Here is a 13,825-nt window from a genome sequence, read left to right as displayed (position 1 = left end):
GGGCCTGACGGCCGGAGCGGTGTCTACGGTTCCGTAACAGGGGGTCCGAGCTTCTCGAGCACGTCGGCCAGCCGCTCCAGGGTGCCCACCGCCTCGGCGAGTTCGGCCTCGCCGAAGGCCTCCGCCAGCCGGTCGGCGAAGGCGGCGTGCCCGGGGCCGATGCGCCCGATCGCCGCGCGCCCCTCGTCGGTCGGCGCGAGGAGCTTGGCGCGGCGATGGGCGGGGTTGGGCCGGTACTCGGCGAGGCCGCGCTCCACCAGCAGGTCGGCGATGCGCTGCACACTCTGCCGGGTGATGCCCATGACCCGGGCGATCCCGGCGACGGACAGCGGCTCCGGCAGCACCGCGCCGAGCACCTGCCACCGGGCGGCGGTGAGCCCGGCCGGCCCCGCCAGCTCCTCGGCGACGCCCAGGAACTGGCCGTTGAGCCGGAAGACCCCGAGCGCGCCGCGGCTGAGCAGTTCCTGACGCTCCCTGCTCAACGCGCGTTCTCCAGGACGGCGTAGGCCTCGGCGTCGGAGTCGTGGAACAGCCGGTACCAGGCGTCGAGGACCTTCCCCTCGTACACCCCGAGCAGCCCGAACACCTCCCGCGCGAACGCGACGGGCTCGGTGGGTCCGGCGGTGATCAGGTTCCCGTCGGTGACGGCGTCCGCGTCGACGTACCGCCCGCCGCCGCCGTATCCGGTCGCGGCGAGGTAGAAGGAGACCGCACTGGTGTGGTTCCGGTCGTCGAGCAGCCCCTCCCGGGCGAGCCCCGCGGTGGCTCCGCAGATCGCGGCGACGGGCGTGCCGGCGTCGAGGAACTCCCGCGCCTTGCGGGCGAAGGGCGCCAGCTTGTCGCCCGAGTCCCACAGATCGGCGCCGGGCAGGATCAGCAGCTCACTGTCCTCGGGGCGTACGTCGTCCAGGACGAGGTCGGGTTCGACGCGCAGCCCGCCGATGCTCCGGACCGGCGCCGCGGACGCGCCTACCGTCCGGACGCGATACCCGGCCCGGGCGAGATACGCCGTCGCGTACCCGGTCTCCCAGTCGGCGAGCGTGTCGTACACAGCCAGATGCACGGACTTGGAGTTCATGACAGCAGACTGTCAGTGCGACAGCATGCTGTCAAGAGGTGGGCCGGGTGCCGATGTCGACAACCTGTCGCGGAAACCCCCGGACCACAGACAGGACGCCGATGTCGCATCCCCCTCGGCGCTCCCTACGCTCGCCCGCATGACCCCTCAGCCGAATCCCCGGGCCGGTGCCGCCGTGAAGGCGGCGGACCGTGCGCACGTCTTCCACTCCTGGTCCGCACAGGAGCTCATCGACCCGCTCGCCGTCGCCGGCGCGGAGGGGTCGTACTTCTGGGACTACGACGGGAAGCGGTACCTCGACTTCACCAGCGGGCTCGTCTACACCAACATCGGCTACCAGCACCCGAAGGTCGTCGCCGCGATCCAGGAACAGGCCGCGACCCTGTCCACCTTCGCGCCCGCCTTCGCGGTCGAGGCCCGTTCGGAGGCGGCCCGGCTGATCGCCGAGCGGACCCCCGGGGACCTGGACAAGATCTTCTTCACCAACGGCGGGGCGGACGCCGTCGAGCACGCCGTGCGGATGGCCCGGCTGCACACCGGGCGGGCGAAGGTGCTGTCGGCGTACCGGTCGTACCACGGCGGTACGCAGCAGGCCGTCAACATCACCGGTGACCCGCGGCGTTGGGCCTCCGACTCGGCCGCCGCCGGGGTCGTGCACTTCTGGGCGCCGTACCTGTACCGGTCGCGCTTCTACGCCGAGACCGAGGAGCAGGAGGCCGCGCGGGCGCTGGAGCACCTGGAGACGACCATCGCCTTCGAGGGGCCGGGCACCGTCGCCGCGATCGTCCTGGAGACCGTCCCCGGCACGGCCGGGATCATGGTGCCGCCGCCCGGATACCTCGCCGGCGTGCGCGAGATCTGCGACAAGTACGGGATCGTCTTCATCCTCGACGAGGTCATGGCCGGGTTCGGGCGGACCGGCGAGTGGTTCGCGGCCGACCTGTTCGACGTCACCCCCGACCTGATGACCTTCGCCAAGGGCGTCAACAGCGGGTACGTGCCGCTCGGCGGCGTCGCCATCAGCGGCGAGATCGCCGAGACCTTCGGCAAGCGGCCCTACCCCGGCGGCCTCACCTACTCCGGGCATCCGCTCGCCTGCGCCGCCGCCGTCGCGACGATCGGCGTCATGGCGGAGGAGGGCGTCATCGACAACGCCCGGCGGCTCGGCGAGACCGTCGTGGGCCCGGCCCTGCGGGAGCTCGCCGAGCGGCACCCCAGCGTCGGCGAGGTCCGCGGTGTCGGCATGTTCTGGGCGCTGGAGCTGGTGAGGAACAGGGAGACCCGCGAACCGCTGGTGCCCTACAACGCGGCCGGCGAGGCGAACGCCCCGATGGCCGCCTTCGCCGCCGCCGCCAAGCGGCACGGCATCTGGCCCTTCGTGAACATGAACCGCACGCACGTCGTGCCGCCGTGCAACGTGAGCGAGGCCGAGCTGAAGGAGGGCTTCGCGGCACTGGACGCGGCACTGTCCGTGGCCGACGAGTACACGCAGTAGCCGGACCGCGGTCGGCGAGTACACGGAGTAGCGGGAACGTGGCCGGCGGGCACCGGGCACACGGATAAACGGGCGAATCCCGAACGCGTAAGGTGGCGTGCTCGTAGGTATAGACGTGCACGCCACCCGACCGCCCCGAGGAGACCGCCCGACGATGCCCGGCAGCAGCGGCAACGGCGCCGTGACCCGCAGCACCCTGCGGCAGCAGATCGCCGACGCGCTTCGCGACGAGGTGCTGGCGGGACGACTCCAACCGGGGCAGGAGTTCACGGTCAAGGAGATAGCCGAGCAGTACGGGGTGTCCGCGACGCCCGTGCGCGAGGCGCTGGTCGACCTCTCCGCGCAGGGCCTGCTGGACGCAGACCAGCACCGCGGCTTCCACGTCCACGAGTACTCCGTCGCCGACTACCGCGGCATCGTCGAGGCCCGCAGCCTGGTGACCGACGGCATGTTCCACGCCCTGGAGGCCGGCACCGGGCGTCTGCCCGCACCGGACGACGCCCGCGCCAACGCCGCCCTCGCCGGAGTGCGCCGACGCGGCGAGGAGGCCCAGCGTGCCTCACTGGCCGGCGACCTCACCGTGCTGATCGGCTACGACCTGCGCTTCTGGCACGAACTGGGCAACCTCTTCGGCAACCCCTACCTGGCCGACTTCCTGCACCGCCTGCGCGTGCAGTCCTGGGTGTGCGCGACACAGCACCTGCGCCGGCTCACCGACCTGCGCGGCGCCCTGTGGTCCGGCCACACCGATCTGGTCGAGGCGCTGTCCCGGCGCGACCTGCCGGCCGCGCGGGAGATCGTCGACGCCTACAACGCCCACGCCCTCGCCCTCATCGAACGGCTGGCGAACGGATGAGCGCCCTGGCGGGCGAGGAGCGAACCGCCGGGGAAGGGGAAGAGGGAGGGAACGGCAGCGGCCCAGGGGCGAACGCCACGACCCTCGACCTCTCCGTGGTCATCCCCGCCTTCGACGAGGAGCAGCGGCTCGGGCGCACTCTGGACGCCGTCACCCACTACCTCTCCCACGGCGACGGGCGCTGGGGGACGTGGGAGGTGGTCGTCGCCGACGACGGGTCCGGTGACGGGACGCGCGAGGTGGTCGCCGGCCGTGCCGACCCCCGCGTCCGGCTCGTCGTCGCGGACCGGCACCGCGGCAAGGGCAGCGCGCTGCGGCTGGGCGTCGCCGCCACCCGTGGCCGGCGCGTGCTGGTCACGGACGCCGACCTCGCGTCCCCCATCGAGGAGCTGGAGAAACTCGACGCGGCGCTCGCCGAGGGCAACTCGGCGGCGATCGGCTCCCGTTCGGTGCCCGGCGCCACGATCGGGGAGCGTCAGCATCCGGTGCGCCGGCTGCTGGGCCGCGCCGGGAACCTGCTGATACGCAGCGGCACCGTCCCCGGCGTACGGGACACCCAGTGCGGCTTCAAGCTCTTCGAGGGCGACCGGGCCCGCGAGGCCTTCGCCGCCTCCCGGGTCGCCGGGTGGGCGATAGACGTCGAGGTCCTGCACCACTTCCACCGCGCGAACTGGCAGGTCACCGAGGTCCCCGTGCGCTGGTCCCACCAGCCCGGCTCGAAGGTGCGCGCCCTCGACTACGTCCGCGCCCTCGCCGAACTGGCCCGCGTGCGCGCCCGGTCCGTGCGCCCGGCCGACCTGTTCGCCCTGCTGCTCTTCCTGCTGATGTCGATGGCCCTGTACTCGGGCCGGCTCTTCGACCCCGGGCACCGCTACCTCGTCGACTCCCTGCAGGACCAGAACCAGTGGGAGTGGTTCTTCGGCGTCACCGCCCACAACCTCGCCCACCTGGACAATCCGCTCTTCTCCGACGCCCAGAACTTCCCCGCCGGCGTGAACCTCATGGCCAACACGGTCATGCTCGGCCTGTCCGTCCCCTTCGCCCCGCTCACCCTCCTCGCGGGCCCGGCGCTCTCCCTCGCCGTCGCCATGACGCTGGGCCTGGCCGTCACCGGGTTCGCCTGGTACCGGCTGATCGTCGAGCGGGTCGTGCGGCACCGCCCGGCGGCCTTCCTCGGCGCGTCTCTGGCCGCCTTCGCCCCGCCGATGGTCAGCCACGCCAACGCGCACCCCAACTTCGTGGTCCTGTTCATGATCCCGCTGATCGTCGGCCGCGCCCTGCGCCTGTGCGAGGGCGGCCGGGTGGTCCGGGACGGGGTCGTGCTGGGTCTGATGGCCGCCTACCAGATCTTCCTGGGCGAGGAGCCGCTGCTGCTGGCGGCGCTCGGCCTGGTGCTGTTCGCCGCCGCCTACGCCGTCGTACGCCCGGAGGTGGCGAGGGCCGCGTGGCGCCCGCTGCTCAAAGGCCTGGGGATCGCGGCCGCGGTCTGCCTCCCGCTGGTCGCCTACGCCCTCGTCTGGCAGTTCACCGGCCCGCAGAGCTACGCGAACATGCCGCACGGCGACAACGCCGGCAACAGCCCGCTCGCGCTGCTCTCCTTCGCCGAGCGCTCCCTCGTCGCGGGCAGCGCGGAACGCGCGAACGAGCTGTCGATGAACCCCACCGAGCAGAACGCCTTCTACGGCTGGCCCCTGGTCGCCCTCGCCTTCGCGATCACGGTACGGCTGTGGGACCGGGCCCTGGTCAAGGCGCTGGCGGTGACCGCGGTCGGGGCGGCCCTGCTCTCGCTGGGGGCCGGCTTCCGCATCCCGCTGACGGAGAGGACCTACCCCGGGCCCTGGGCGCTCCTCGCCCACCTGCCCCTGTTCGAGTCGGTCATCGAGGGCCGGGTCGCGATGGTCTGCGCCCCCGCGCTCGGCATGCTGCTCGCCCTCGCGCTGGAGCGTCTGGCGGCCACCCCTGAGAGGGGCACGCAGTACCTGGGCCTGCTCGGCGTCTGCCTCGCCCTGCTCCCGCTGATCCCGGCCCCGCTCAAGACCGTGCCCCGGGCCGAGACGCCGGCGTTCTTCACGAACGGCACCTGGAAGTCGTACGTCCACGGGGGCGAGTCGCTCGTCACGGTGCCGCTGCCCGACGCGGGCGACGCGACGCCCCTGCGCTGGCAGGAGGAGGCGGACTACGGCTTCAGGCTCCCCGGCGGCTACTTCAACGGTCCATGGGGCAAGGAGCGCAGGGGCATCTACGGAGCCGCTCCGCGCTACACCTCGCAGCTGTTCAGTGATGTCCGTGACACCGGTGTGGTCCCCGAGATCGGCGAGAACTGGCGGGCACAGGCCGCACGGGACCTCGCGTACTGGAAGGCGGGAGTGCTGGTGGTGGCGCCGCAGCCGCACGCCGACGCCCTGCGCAGGGCGCTGCGGGAACTGATGGGCCGTGACGGGAAGTGGGTGGACGGCGTGTGGGTATGGGACCTGCACAAGGGCACCTGACCCGACGACCCGGTCCCACCCCGAGCCGCACCGACTACCCTTCCTTGACTGACCACCTCGCTAGGGAGCCCTCTTTGGCCTGTGACCTGTGGCTGGTACCGCTCGTCGACGTGTTGTGCCACACCCCCGACAATCCCTTCGCCGACGAACTCGCGCAGTACAACGACGTGCTCGCCGCGGCGGGTCTGCCGCCGGTGCCGGTGTACCAGTACATGCCGGGCCTGTCCGGCGAGGTCGCCCCGGTGGCCGGCTTCGACTACGACGCGCTGCACTTCCTGCGCCGGGTCTACCTGCTGCAGGTCTGCGGTCTGCCGGTGACCCCCGTCGACGATCTGGGCGGCGACTACGAGCAGTTGCTGGAGATGTTCGACTCGACGGCACAGCAGTCGCACCTGGTCTGGCACTACGACCACGCGGGCGCGTACGTCCCCGTGGACTTCCCGCAGCCCCTGTCCAACGACGAACTGCTGTCCGGCGGCGGCCCCTTGGGCTCCTCGCAGGCGCTGCTGCGGGAACTGGAGTACGTCGCCCCGGCGATCGGCATCGACCCGGCCAACCCGCCGGCCGCCCCGGAACCGCCGCGCGCTCCCACGGAGCTGGAGGAGCCGGCGGTCCCGGCGCCGTACGACCCCAGCCCCTTCGCCCGCGAACGTCACGTCTGGCTGGGGCTGCACGCGGCGGCGACGCGGAGCCTGGCACAGGGGTCGATGATCGTCTTCAGCTGAGCGGCCGCTGCCCTACCGGAGCTGCGAGAGACCCTTCTGCAGGTCCTCGCCGTTCATGACCGGCGTGAGGTCGATCTCGGCGCCCAGGTCCAGGAAGAAGGGCTCGCCGACGGACGGCATCTGGGAGCTGTCCTGGAGGTCGAAGAAGAGGTAGGCGGTGCGTACGCCGTGGTCGAGGGTGAAGTAGGCGGCCTCGGGCTTGAGATTTCCGAGGATCTCCTCCATCAGCTGGGGCATCTTGCCGCTGCGAATGACGTCGTTGGCCTTCTCGGTGTTCATGGACGCTTTGAGCAACACGCGCATCGCACTCACCTTCTCCTGTAGACCGATACGCGGCTTTTTCATCGTATGCCCGATACGCCCTGCCTGGGCGACCGGCCGCTGGACCGCCGGTCGCCCTTCGCCCGCCGCGCTCCGGTCAGAAGACCGGGGTCCCGTCCTGGGTCAGCTTCCAGTTCGTCACCGCGAAGTCCTTCGGGTCCAGCGTCCCCTTCGACGTCACGTAGTCGATCATCAGCTGGCGGATCTCGTTGGTGGAGCTGTAGGCGATGTCCGCCGAGGCGATGTGCGGGTAGCCCGAACCGCCGTTCGCCCGGTAGTTGTTGACGGCGACGACGAAGACCTGGTCGTCGGCGATCGCCGCGCCCTTGTAGGTGAGGTTCTTGATTCTCGAACCCTCCGCCTGCGCGATGTCGATCTCGTAGTCGACCCCCGCCGCGGTGTCGTACATGTAGTCCCAGAAGTTGTTGGCGTTGGTCAGGGTCGAGGTGTCGACCTTCGTGCCGGACGGGACCTGGTGGTAGTACTTCGCCGCGTACTCCAGGTAGTCCTTGAGCTGGGCGCCCGTGAGCTTCTTGCCGTAGAGGGTGTTGTCGTAGATGTAGAGGCCGGCGATGTCCTTGATGGTGACGCTCCCGGCCGGGATGTCGGCGGTGCGGCTGAAGGGCGCGGCCACCGAGATCAGCGGCAGCGCCGCGTCGCTCGTGGACAGGCCGGCCTTCACCGTGTCCATCTGGACCTGGTGGATGAAGTCCATGATCGGCACGTCCTTCCAGCAGGACTCCGTCGCCGAGAGGTCCTCGGTGCAGGTGCCCACCGCCGTGTTGACGTACTTCACGACCAGCTCGTGGTCGGCCTCCAGGAGCTTCTTGATCTCCGGGTCCTCCTCCACCGTGTTGGGGTTGAGGGTCTGAGCCGTCTTCTTCGTGACCTTCCAACGGCCGTGGTGGAGTTCGAGCTCGAAGTCGAAGACGCTCAGCCGGTAGCCCCAGCAGTACGGCTCGGAGAGCAGGACGTCCTCGCCGGTCTCCGCGTTCTTCACGGTGTAGGACGGCACCTCGACGTGCGTGTGGCCCACCAGGATCGCATCGATGCCGGGGACCTGCTCGGCGACGAGGTTGGAGGCGTTCTCGACGTACGGCAGGGCGTCGCCGTACGAGCTCGACCCGTCGAGTCCGGAGTGGTCGGTCAGGAAGACGACGTCGCAGCCGAGCGCGCGCAGCCTCGGCACGTACTTCTTCGCCTGCTCGACCAGGCCCGGGAAGACCATCTTCCCGCTGACGTTGTCCTTGTCCCACAGGGCGATGCCGGGGTTGGTCAGGCCCAGGATGCCGACCTTGATGTCGGGCGCGCCCGGCACGCAGATGCGCTTGACGGTGTACGGGTGGAATGCGGGGCGCAGGGTCTTGGCGTCCAGCGCGTTGGCGCCGAGCAGCGGGAAGCGGCACTGCTGCTCGAACTTGCGCAGCACCTCGATGCCGTAGTTGAACTCGTGGTTGCCGAGGGCGGCGGCGTCGTAGCGCATGTGGTTCATGGCCACGGCCATCGGGTGCTTGGGGCCGGGCTTGCCGTCGGTGCCCGTGATCGGGGCGACGCGCGCGAAGTAGTAGGCCAGGGAGGTGCCCTGGATGATGTCGCCGGCGTCGACGAGCAGAACGTGCTCCTCGCCCTTGGCCGCGCGCTGCTGCTTGATGAGCGTGGCGACCCGGGCGACGCCGACGGAGTTGCCGGCCTTGTCGCTGTAGGCCGCGTCCTTGTAGTAGTCCCAGTCGAAGACGTGGCTGTGCAGGTCGGTGGTGCCCAGGATGGAGAAGGACCAGGTCTTCGGGGCCATCCCGGGCATCTGGCCGTCGGCGGCCCGGGCGGTACCGGTGCCGACAGCCCCCGCCGCGGCGACGGCCGCTCCGGTGACGGCCGACTTCTTCACGAACTCGCGGCGGTTCAGGGGACTGACGGGCATAAGGGGCTCCTGGAAGCTGGCGTGGCGCGACGCGCGTAGACAAGTCGGACGTGCGGGGCTACTCGCGTAGAGCGTGACCTCTGCCCGGCCGCCCGGAAAACCAGGAATTGGCCATGTCCAGTTCAAAGATGAGTCAGCTTGGGTGAGGCGGGGAAGCGGGTGGAGTTGCCGCGGCTGTTCCTCTACGACGCCCACGGCGTCCTCGATGTCGGGCACCGGCCTCTCACTGCCTCGACGCCCCCCACCATCGCCCGTGGTGATGACGGACCCGGTTCCACTCCTCGGCAGAGGCGTCGTCAGGCACCGGAACAAGCATCGACTCCGCCTCGTCCCGCACGAGCCCCACCTGAACCGGCGTCAGGCGTCGGCAGCTCCACAGCAGCCCCGCCATCTCCGCCGGCAACGGATCGTCGGGCCAAGGTGGTTCGACGAGTTCGAACGGCTCTCCGGTCCGACGGCAGTGCCATCGCGATCCGGACCAGGTCCACGACAGCGGTCCGGCCGACGGCGACGTCCCCGACACCACCGCCCGGAGTTCGGCCTCCGGGACGCCGGACGCGGAGGACAACCGCGCGACATCCGTCCGGCGGTGGTTCATGAGCCGGGTCAGCGCGACGCCGAAGCCCGGGTGAATCGCCAAGGTGTCACCCGGGTTCACTGAATCGGTACTGCTCCAGCCTCACCGGATCCCACTCCACTATGTCCAGCACATCGTCGGCGTATCCCTTGGCCACGGGACCACTGGCATCAAGAAGGGCCCGGTAGACGAGCCACAACCCGTCGCGGACCGTTTCCACGCAGCGCATCTGGAGACGGTCCTCCACCGAATCACCGTCCACCTCGCCCGCGACCAGAGCCAGCAGCAGCCAAAGGAGCTCCTGCTCCTGCGCCACCGTCATGCCATCCGCCAGATACGCCATGACGACCGCACAGACTGCGGGCGCCGGGGGCATCAGAACGGACTGGACAACCACGTGGTCGTCCAGACTTCGCACGGCACCGGAGGCGCCCCCGGCAAGGATGGTCTCCAAAGTGGCGAGCAGATGCCCGGCAGACTGACCGCACCCACACCGGATCGCGTCCCAGTCATGCCGCTCCAACTCCGCCCGCGCGAGACTCCCGTGAATGCGCACACAGTCATCGTCAGGCATCCGGGCCCTCCGGATCTACGATGGCCTCGTCCGCAGTAGGGGGACGGCCTCGCCCAGGCCACATCGGCTCTGTCCGATCAGTCGGCGAGGTAGTCGGGCAGGGCGAATCGACCTGTATTCCGGTAGGCGCGGAGCCGGGCCTCGTCGTCCTCGATCGCCCGCAGAACGTAATAGGCACACGCGGCAATGCCGGGCGATGCGCCCGACCACAGGTCTCGGTACAGCACCCAGAGCCCCTGCCGCGCGATCTGCCGACACTTCTCCGACGAGTCGTCGTCGTCGCTGAACACCAGCCCGCCGAGCAGATCCAGGCATACGAACCTCGCCCCAGGGGACAGGTCACCCGCAAGTGCCGCCATGAGCACCGAGGCGACGTGAACCGCCGGCTCCTGCGGGATCGACTGAATCAGGGCGTGGTTCTCGATGTGAAGCGCCCGCGCCTCCTCGCTGGACTGCGCCGAGGCCAGCCGAAGCAGGTCGTCGGCCAGGTGAGCGGCCGTCTTCGTACATCCACAGGTGAACGCCGACCAGTCGTACCGGTCGATCTCCACATCGATCAATCGCACGCGTGCTTCCACTTCGATCGTGCCGCGGCGGAAGTGGTGTCGTACTGCCGCGGGAGGTGCCGGTCGGCGCGGGAGCCGGTGCGCCCGGCGGCAGTGTGGTCGTCACCCGGCTCGGCCAAGTCGCCCCCGGCGAGCAGCGCGAAGGAGCCGCCCCGGGTGGGGCGGCTCCTTCGAGGCGTCGGGTCAGAGGAACGAGTTGATCTCGATCGTCTCGTCCCGGCCCGGGCCCACGCCGATCGCGGAGATCGGGGCGCCGGACATCTCCTCCAGCGCCTTGACGTAGTTCTGGGCGTTCTTCGGCAGGTCGGAGAAGGACTTCGCCTTGGTGATGTCCTCGGACCAGCCCGGGAGGGTCTCGTAGACGGGCTTCGCGTGGTGGAAGTCCGACTGCGAGTACGGCAGCTCCTCGACGCGCTTGCCGTCGATCTCGTAGGCGACGCAGACGGGGATCTGCTCCCAGCCGGTGAGGACGTCGAGCTTGGTCAGGAAGAAGTCCGTCAGGCCGTTGACGCGGGTGGCGTAGCGGGCGATCACCGCGTCGAACCAGCCGCAGCGGCGGTCTCGGCCGGTGGTGACACCCCGCTCGCCGCCGATGCGGCGCAGTGCCTCGCCGTCCTCGTCGAACAGCTCCGTCGGGAAGGGACCGGACCCGACGCGGGTGGTGTACGCCTTGAGGATGCCGATGACCCGGCTGATCTTCGTCGGGCCGACGCCGGCGCCGGTGCAGGCGCCGCCCGCGGTCGGGTTCGACGAGGTCACGAACGGATACGTGCCGTGGTCGATGTCGAGGAGCGTGCCCTGGCCGCCCTCGAACAGCACGACCTTGTCGTCGTCCAGGGCCTGGTTGAGCACCAGGACCGTGTCGGCGACGTAGGGCGCGAGCTTCTCCGCGTAGCCCAGCAGCTCCTCGACCACCTGGTCGACGGCGATCGCGCGCCGGTTGTAGAGCTTGGTGAGCATCTGGTTCTTGACGTCGAGGGCCGCCTCGACCTTCTGCGTGAGGATCGACTCGTCGTAGAGGTCCTGCACCCGGATGCCGACGCGGTTGATCTTGTCCGCGTAGGTCGGTCCGATGCCGCGCCCCGTCGTACCGATCTTCCGCTTGCCGAGGAAGCGTTCCGTGACCTTGTCGACGGTCACGTTGTACGGCGTGATGATGTGCGCGTTACCGCTGATGAGGAGTTTGGACGTGTCGACGCCGCGCTCGTTCAGTCCGTTCAGCTCGGAGAACAGGACCGAAGGATCGACGACGACACCGTTGCCGATGACCGGGGTGCACCCCGGCGAGAGGATTCCGGAAGGGAGCAGGTGGAGGGCGTACTTCTGATCCCCCACGACGACGGTGTGGCCGGCGTTGTTGCCGCCCTGGTACCGCACGACGTAATCCACCGAGCCACCGAGCAGGTCGGTCGCCTTTCCCTTGCCTTCGTCACCCCACTGAGCACCGAGCAGCACAAGTGCGGGCACGCGCGTACACCCCTTCCGGGCGGGGCATGTCCAAGGTCAGGGGCGCACGCGTAGGGTTCACCGCCGCGTGCACCATGGCCGTCGTTGGCCGTAACCCGTCGGACCGGATGCCCCGGAATAGACGAAGCCCCTGGCGCAATAGCGCAAGGGGCTCTTGCACAAAGATGCTACCCGAGGAAGCGAGGCAGGACCGAGGTGGCGACTTCCGCGACTTCCGAGGCGAGTTCCGAACAGCTGCTGGTGGTCATCGATCCGGTGGCCCGACGGACGGACGGGGAGTCGGTACGCATCGCGAAAGACGTGCTCAGCGCGGGTGCGCAGACCAAGGTCTGCCTCCCGGACGGTCCGGAGGAGTTCGTCCGGGCCCTCTCCCGGCGCGGGTCGAGACGCTTGGTGGTCATCGGCGACGACCGGGCCCTGGTGCGAGCCGTGTCCCTTTTGCACCGGCAGCGGGAACTGGCCGGATGCGCGCTGTCGATGGTCCCGGTGGGGGCCGCGCTGTCGGTGGCCCGATCCCTGGGGGTGCCCACGGGCGCGGTGGCGGCGGCCCGGTCGGTTCTCGACGGGGCCGTACGGCGGATGGACCTGCTGGTGGACGACAGCGACGGGGTGGTGCTGGGCGCGCTGCGGATCCCTCCGCTGAGCGAGGCGCACACGCCGCTGGAGGAAGCCGCGGGGCGCCCGTGGCTGCGCACGGCGCAGTCCCTGGTACGCACCCTCGTCCCGGCCCGTGAGGCCCCGGCGCAGCCGCCCCGCGCCGCCCGCCTGCGCATCGAGGTCGACGGCGAGACCCTGGTCGACCTGGACCAGCCGGTGGAGGCGGTGTCGGTCGTGCCGGGCGAGCGCGGAGTGGCCGAGGTCGAGGTACGGCCCCTGTCGGTGGGCGCGGAGGCCTCGCCGGTACGGGCCCAGGGGCGGACCGTGAGCGTGTCGGGGGCGGACTTCCGCTACCGGGCGGACGCGGGCGTGTGCGGGCCGGTACGCAGGAGGACGTGGACGGTGTGGGAGGGCGCCTGGGGGCTCACGCTGCCGGGGCGGTGAGGAGGCTCCCGGGGCGCTCGGGGGCTCACGCTGCCGGGGCGGTGACGAGGCTCCCGGGGCGCTCGGGGGCTCACGCTGCCGAGGCTGTGAGGAGGCTCCCGGGGCGCTTTCGGGCTCACGCTGCCAGGGCAGTGGCGAGGCTCCCAGGGCGCCTGGGGGCTCACCCTGCCGGGGCGGTGACGAGGCTCCTGGGGCGCTTGGCGCCCTAGGACTCGGCGCCTCCGAAGAGTTCCTCTCGGTGGACCCGCCAGCGTTCCATCATGGCCGCGATCTCGTCGTCGACGAACTCGAAGAAGGCGAGCGTCTCGGCCATGCGGCGGCCCGCCGGGGTGTCGGCGCCGAGGCTGCCGACGCCTTCCCGCAGGGCGCCCTCCCAGCGTTTGATGACGGCTTCGCGGTTGGTCAGCGCCTCGTACCACTGGTTGCTGTGCACCCGGTAGCGCTCCCGCCGCGAGCCGGGCTCGCGCTCGCGGGACACCATGTGCTGCTGGGCCAGGTACCGCACCCCGCCGGAGACCGCGGCCGGGCTGATCCGCAGCTGTTCGCCCAGCTCGGCCGAGGTCATCGCCCCCTCGTCGGAGGAGAGGAGCGCGGCGAAGATCCGCGCGGGCATGCGCTGCATCCCGGCCTCGACGAGCTGTGCCGCGAAGCTCTCCACGAACTTCGAGACCGCTTCCTGGTCCCGCCCCGCCTCGTCAGTCATGGACACCACCCTAAC

At 70.5% G+C, this 13,825-nt stretch carries 14 protein-coding genes; 5 read left to right on the top strand and 9 right to left on the bottom strand.

Annotated elements, in window-relative coordinates; translation table 11 throughout:
• Positions 1-23: 23 nt before the first annotated feature.
• Positions 24-482: a MarR family winged helix-turn-helix transcriptional regulator gene (locus tag ACIGDI_RS33020; RefSeq protein WP_399904405.1), complete on the bottom strand. Its 459-nt coding sequence runs from the start codon at positions 480-482 to the stop codon at positions 24-26.
• The gene (locus ACIGDI_RS33015; RefSeq protein ID WP_399904402.1) at positions 479-1,078 is read right to left on the bottom strand and encodes a type 1 glutamine amidotransferase family protein; all 600 of its coding nucleotides are present in this window, start codon (positions 1,076-1,078) and stop codon (positions 479-481) included. The genes ACIGDI_RS33020 and ACIGDI_RS33015 overlap by 4 nt, the downstream gene beginning before the upstream one ends.
• A gap of 139 nt (positions 1,079-1,217) precedes the next feature.
• Between ACIGDI_RS33015 and ACIGDI_RS33010 the strand changes: the two genes are divergently transcribed.
• The 4 genes from ACIGDI_RS33010 to ACIGDI_RS32995 all read left to right on the top strand — a co-directional run bounded on the left by ACIGDI_RS33010 (position 1,218) and on the right by ACIGDI_RS32995 (position 6,643).
• Positions 1,218-2,573, top strand: coding sequence for an aspartate aminotransferase family protein (locus ACIGDI_RS33010; protein ID WP_399904400.1), 1,356 nt, complete (start codon positions 1,218-1,220; stop codon positions 2,571-2,573).
• A 154-nt stretch (positions 2,574-2,727) separates the two neighbouring features.
• The gene (locus ACIGDI_RS33005; RefSeq protein ID WP_399904397.1) at positions 2,728-3,429 is read left to right on the top strand and encodes a GntR family transcriptional regulator; all 702 of its coding nucleotides are present in this window, start codon (positions 2,728-2,730) and stop codon (positions 3,427-3,429) included.
• Complete coding sequence (locus ACIGDI_RS33000) at positions 3,426-5,918, top strand: dolichyl-phosphate beta-glucosyltransferase (RefSeq protein WP_399904394.1); 2,493 nt, start codon at positions 3,426-3,428, stop codon at positions 5,916-5,918. The genes ACIGDI_RS33005 and ACIGDI_RS33000 overlap by 4 nt, the downstream gene beginning before the upstream one ends.
• A gap of 74 nt (positions 5,919-5,992) precedes the next feature.
• The gene (locus ACIGDI_RS32995; protein ID WP_142154000.1) at positions 5,993-6,643 is read left to right on the top strand and encodes a hypothetical protein; all 651 of its coding nucleotides are present in this window, start codon (positions 5,993-5,995) and stop codon (positions 6,641-6,643) included.
• A gap of 12 nt (positions 6,644-6,655) precedes the next feature.
• On the opposite strand, the gene ACIGDI_RS32990 is transcribed toward ACIGDI_RS32995, so the two are convergent.
• From ACIGDI_RS32990 to ACIGDI_RS32965, 6 genes are all read right to left on the bottom strand, one after another.
• Entirely contained in the window at positions 6,656-6,946 is a 291-nt protein-coding gene (locus ACIGDI_RS32990; RefSeq protein WP_399904391.1) for a hypothetical protein, read from the bottom strand.
• Between the two features lie 115 nt (positions 6,947-7,061).
• A complete protein-coding gene (locus tag ACIGDI_RS32985; protein ID WP_399904388.1) occupies positions 7,062-8,882 on the bottom strand; it encodes a bifunctional metallophosphatase/5'-nucleotidase in 1,821 nt (606 codons plus the stop codon).
• 223 nt (positions 8,883-9,105) lie between these two features.
• Entirely contained in the window at positions 9,106-9,540 is a 435-nt protein-coding gene (locus ACIGDI_RS32980; RefSeq protein ID WP_399904385.1) for a hypothetical protein, read from the bottom strand.
• Positions 9,527-10,033 carry a hypothetical protein gene (locus ACIGDI_RS32975; RefSeq protein WP_399904383.1) on the bottom strand — a complete coding sequence of 169 codons (507 nt, stop codon included), beginning with the start codon at positions 10,031-10,033 and terminating at the stop codon, positions 9,527-9,529. The genes ACIGDI_RS32980 and ACIGDI_RS32975 overlap by 14 nt, the downstream gene beginning before the upstream one ends.
• Before the next feature lie 77 nt (positions 10,034-10,110).
• Positions 10,111-10,611: a hypothetical protein gene (locus tag ACIGDI_RS32970; RefSeq protein WP_399904380.1), complete on the bottom strand. Its 501-nt coding sequence runs from the start codon at positions 10,609-10,611 to the stop codon at positions 10,111-10,113.
• Positions 10,612-10,782: 171 nt separating this feature from the next.
• Positions 10,783-12,066, bottom strand: coding sequence for an adenylosuccinate synthase (locus ACIGDI_RS32965; RefSeq protein ID WP_142153988.1), 1,284 nt, complete (start codon positions 12,064-12,066; stop codon positions 10,783-10,785).
• Positions 12,067-12,261: 195 nt separating this feature from the next.
• Here ACIGDI_RS32965 and ACIGDI_RS32960 point away from each other — a divergent pair, with 195 nt between their 5' ends.
• Positions 12,262-13,107 (top strand): diacylglycerol kinase family protein, encoded by an 846-nt coding sequence (locus ACIGDI_RS32960; protein WP_399904377.1) that lies wholly within the window; start codon positions 12,262-12,264, stop codon positions 13,105-13,107.
• Between the two features lie 205 nt (positions 13,108-13,312).
• On the opposite strand, the gene ACIGDI_RS32955 is transcribed toward ACIGDI_RS32960, so the two are convergent.
• The gene (locus ACIGDI_RS32955; protein ID WP_399904374.1) at positions 13,313-13,810 is read right to left on the bottom strand and encodes a GbsR/MarR family transcriptional regulator; all 498 of its coding nucleotides are present in this window, start codon (positions 13,808-13,810) and stop codon (positions 13,313-13,315) included.
• Between the last annotated feature and the right edge of the window lie 15 nt (positions 13,811-13,825).

The organism is Streptomyces sp. NPDC085900 (assembly GCF_044540925.1).
Lineage (GTDB): Bacteria > Actinomycetota > Actinomycetes > Streptomycetales > Streptomycetaceae > Streptomyces > Streptomyces gilvifuscus.
Note: the sequence above shows the minus strand (reverse complement) of the source record. Positions and strands in the feature narration are given on the sequence as shown.

What these genes read in the sequence shown, in the direction of transcription:
- ACIGDI_RS33005 (WP_399904397.1), top strand. Translation starts at nt 2,728, where the DNA reads ATGCCCGGCAGCAGCGGCAACGGCGCCGTGACCCGCAGCACCCTGCGG.
- ACIGDI_RS33010 (WP_399904400.1), top strand. Translation starts at nt 1,218, where the DNA reads ATGACCCCTCAGCCGAATCCCCGGGCCGGTGCCGCCGTGAAGGCGGCG.
- ACIGDI_RS32985 (WP_399904388.1), bottom strand. Translation starts at nt 8,882, where the DNA reads ATGCCCGTCAGTCCCCTGAACCGCCGCGAGTTCGTGAAGAAGTCGGCC.
- ACIGDI_RS32975 (WP_399904383.1), bottom strand. Translation starts at nt 10,033, where the DNA reads ATGCCTGACGATGACTGTGTGCGCATTCACGGGAGTCTCGCGCGGGCG.
- ACIGDI_RS32955 (WP_399904374.1), bottom strand. Translation starts at nt 13,810, where the DNA reads ATGACTGACGAGGCGGGGCGGGACCAGGAAGCGGTCTCGAAGTTCGTG.
- ACIGDI_RS32990 (WP_399904391.1), bottom strand. Translation starts at nt 6,946, where the DNA reads ATGCGCGTGTTGCTCAAAGCGTCCATGAACACCGAGAAGGCCAACGAC.
- ACIGDI_RS33000 (WP_399904394.1), top strand. Translation starts at nt 3,426, where the DNA reads ATGAGCGCCCTGGCGGGCGAGGAGCGAACCGCCGGGGAAGGGGAAGAG.
- ACIGDI_RS33015 (WP_399904402.1), bottom strand. Translation starts at nt 1,078, where the DNA reads ATGAACTCCAAGTCCGTGCATCTGGCTGTGTACGACACGCTCGCCGAC.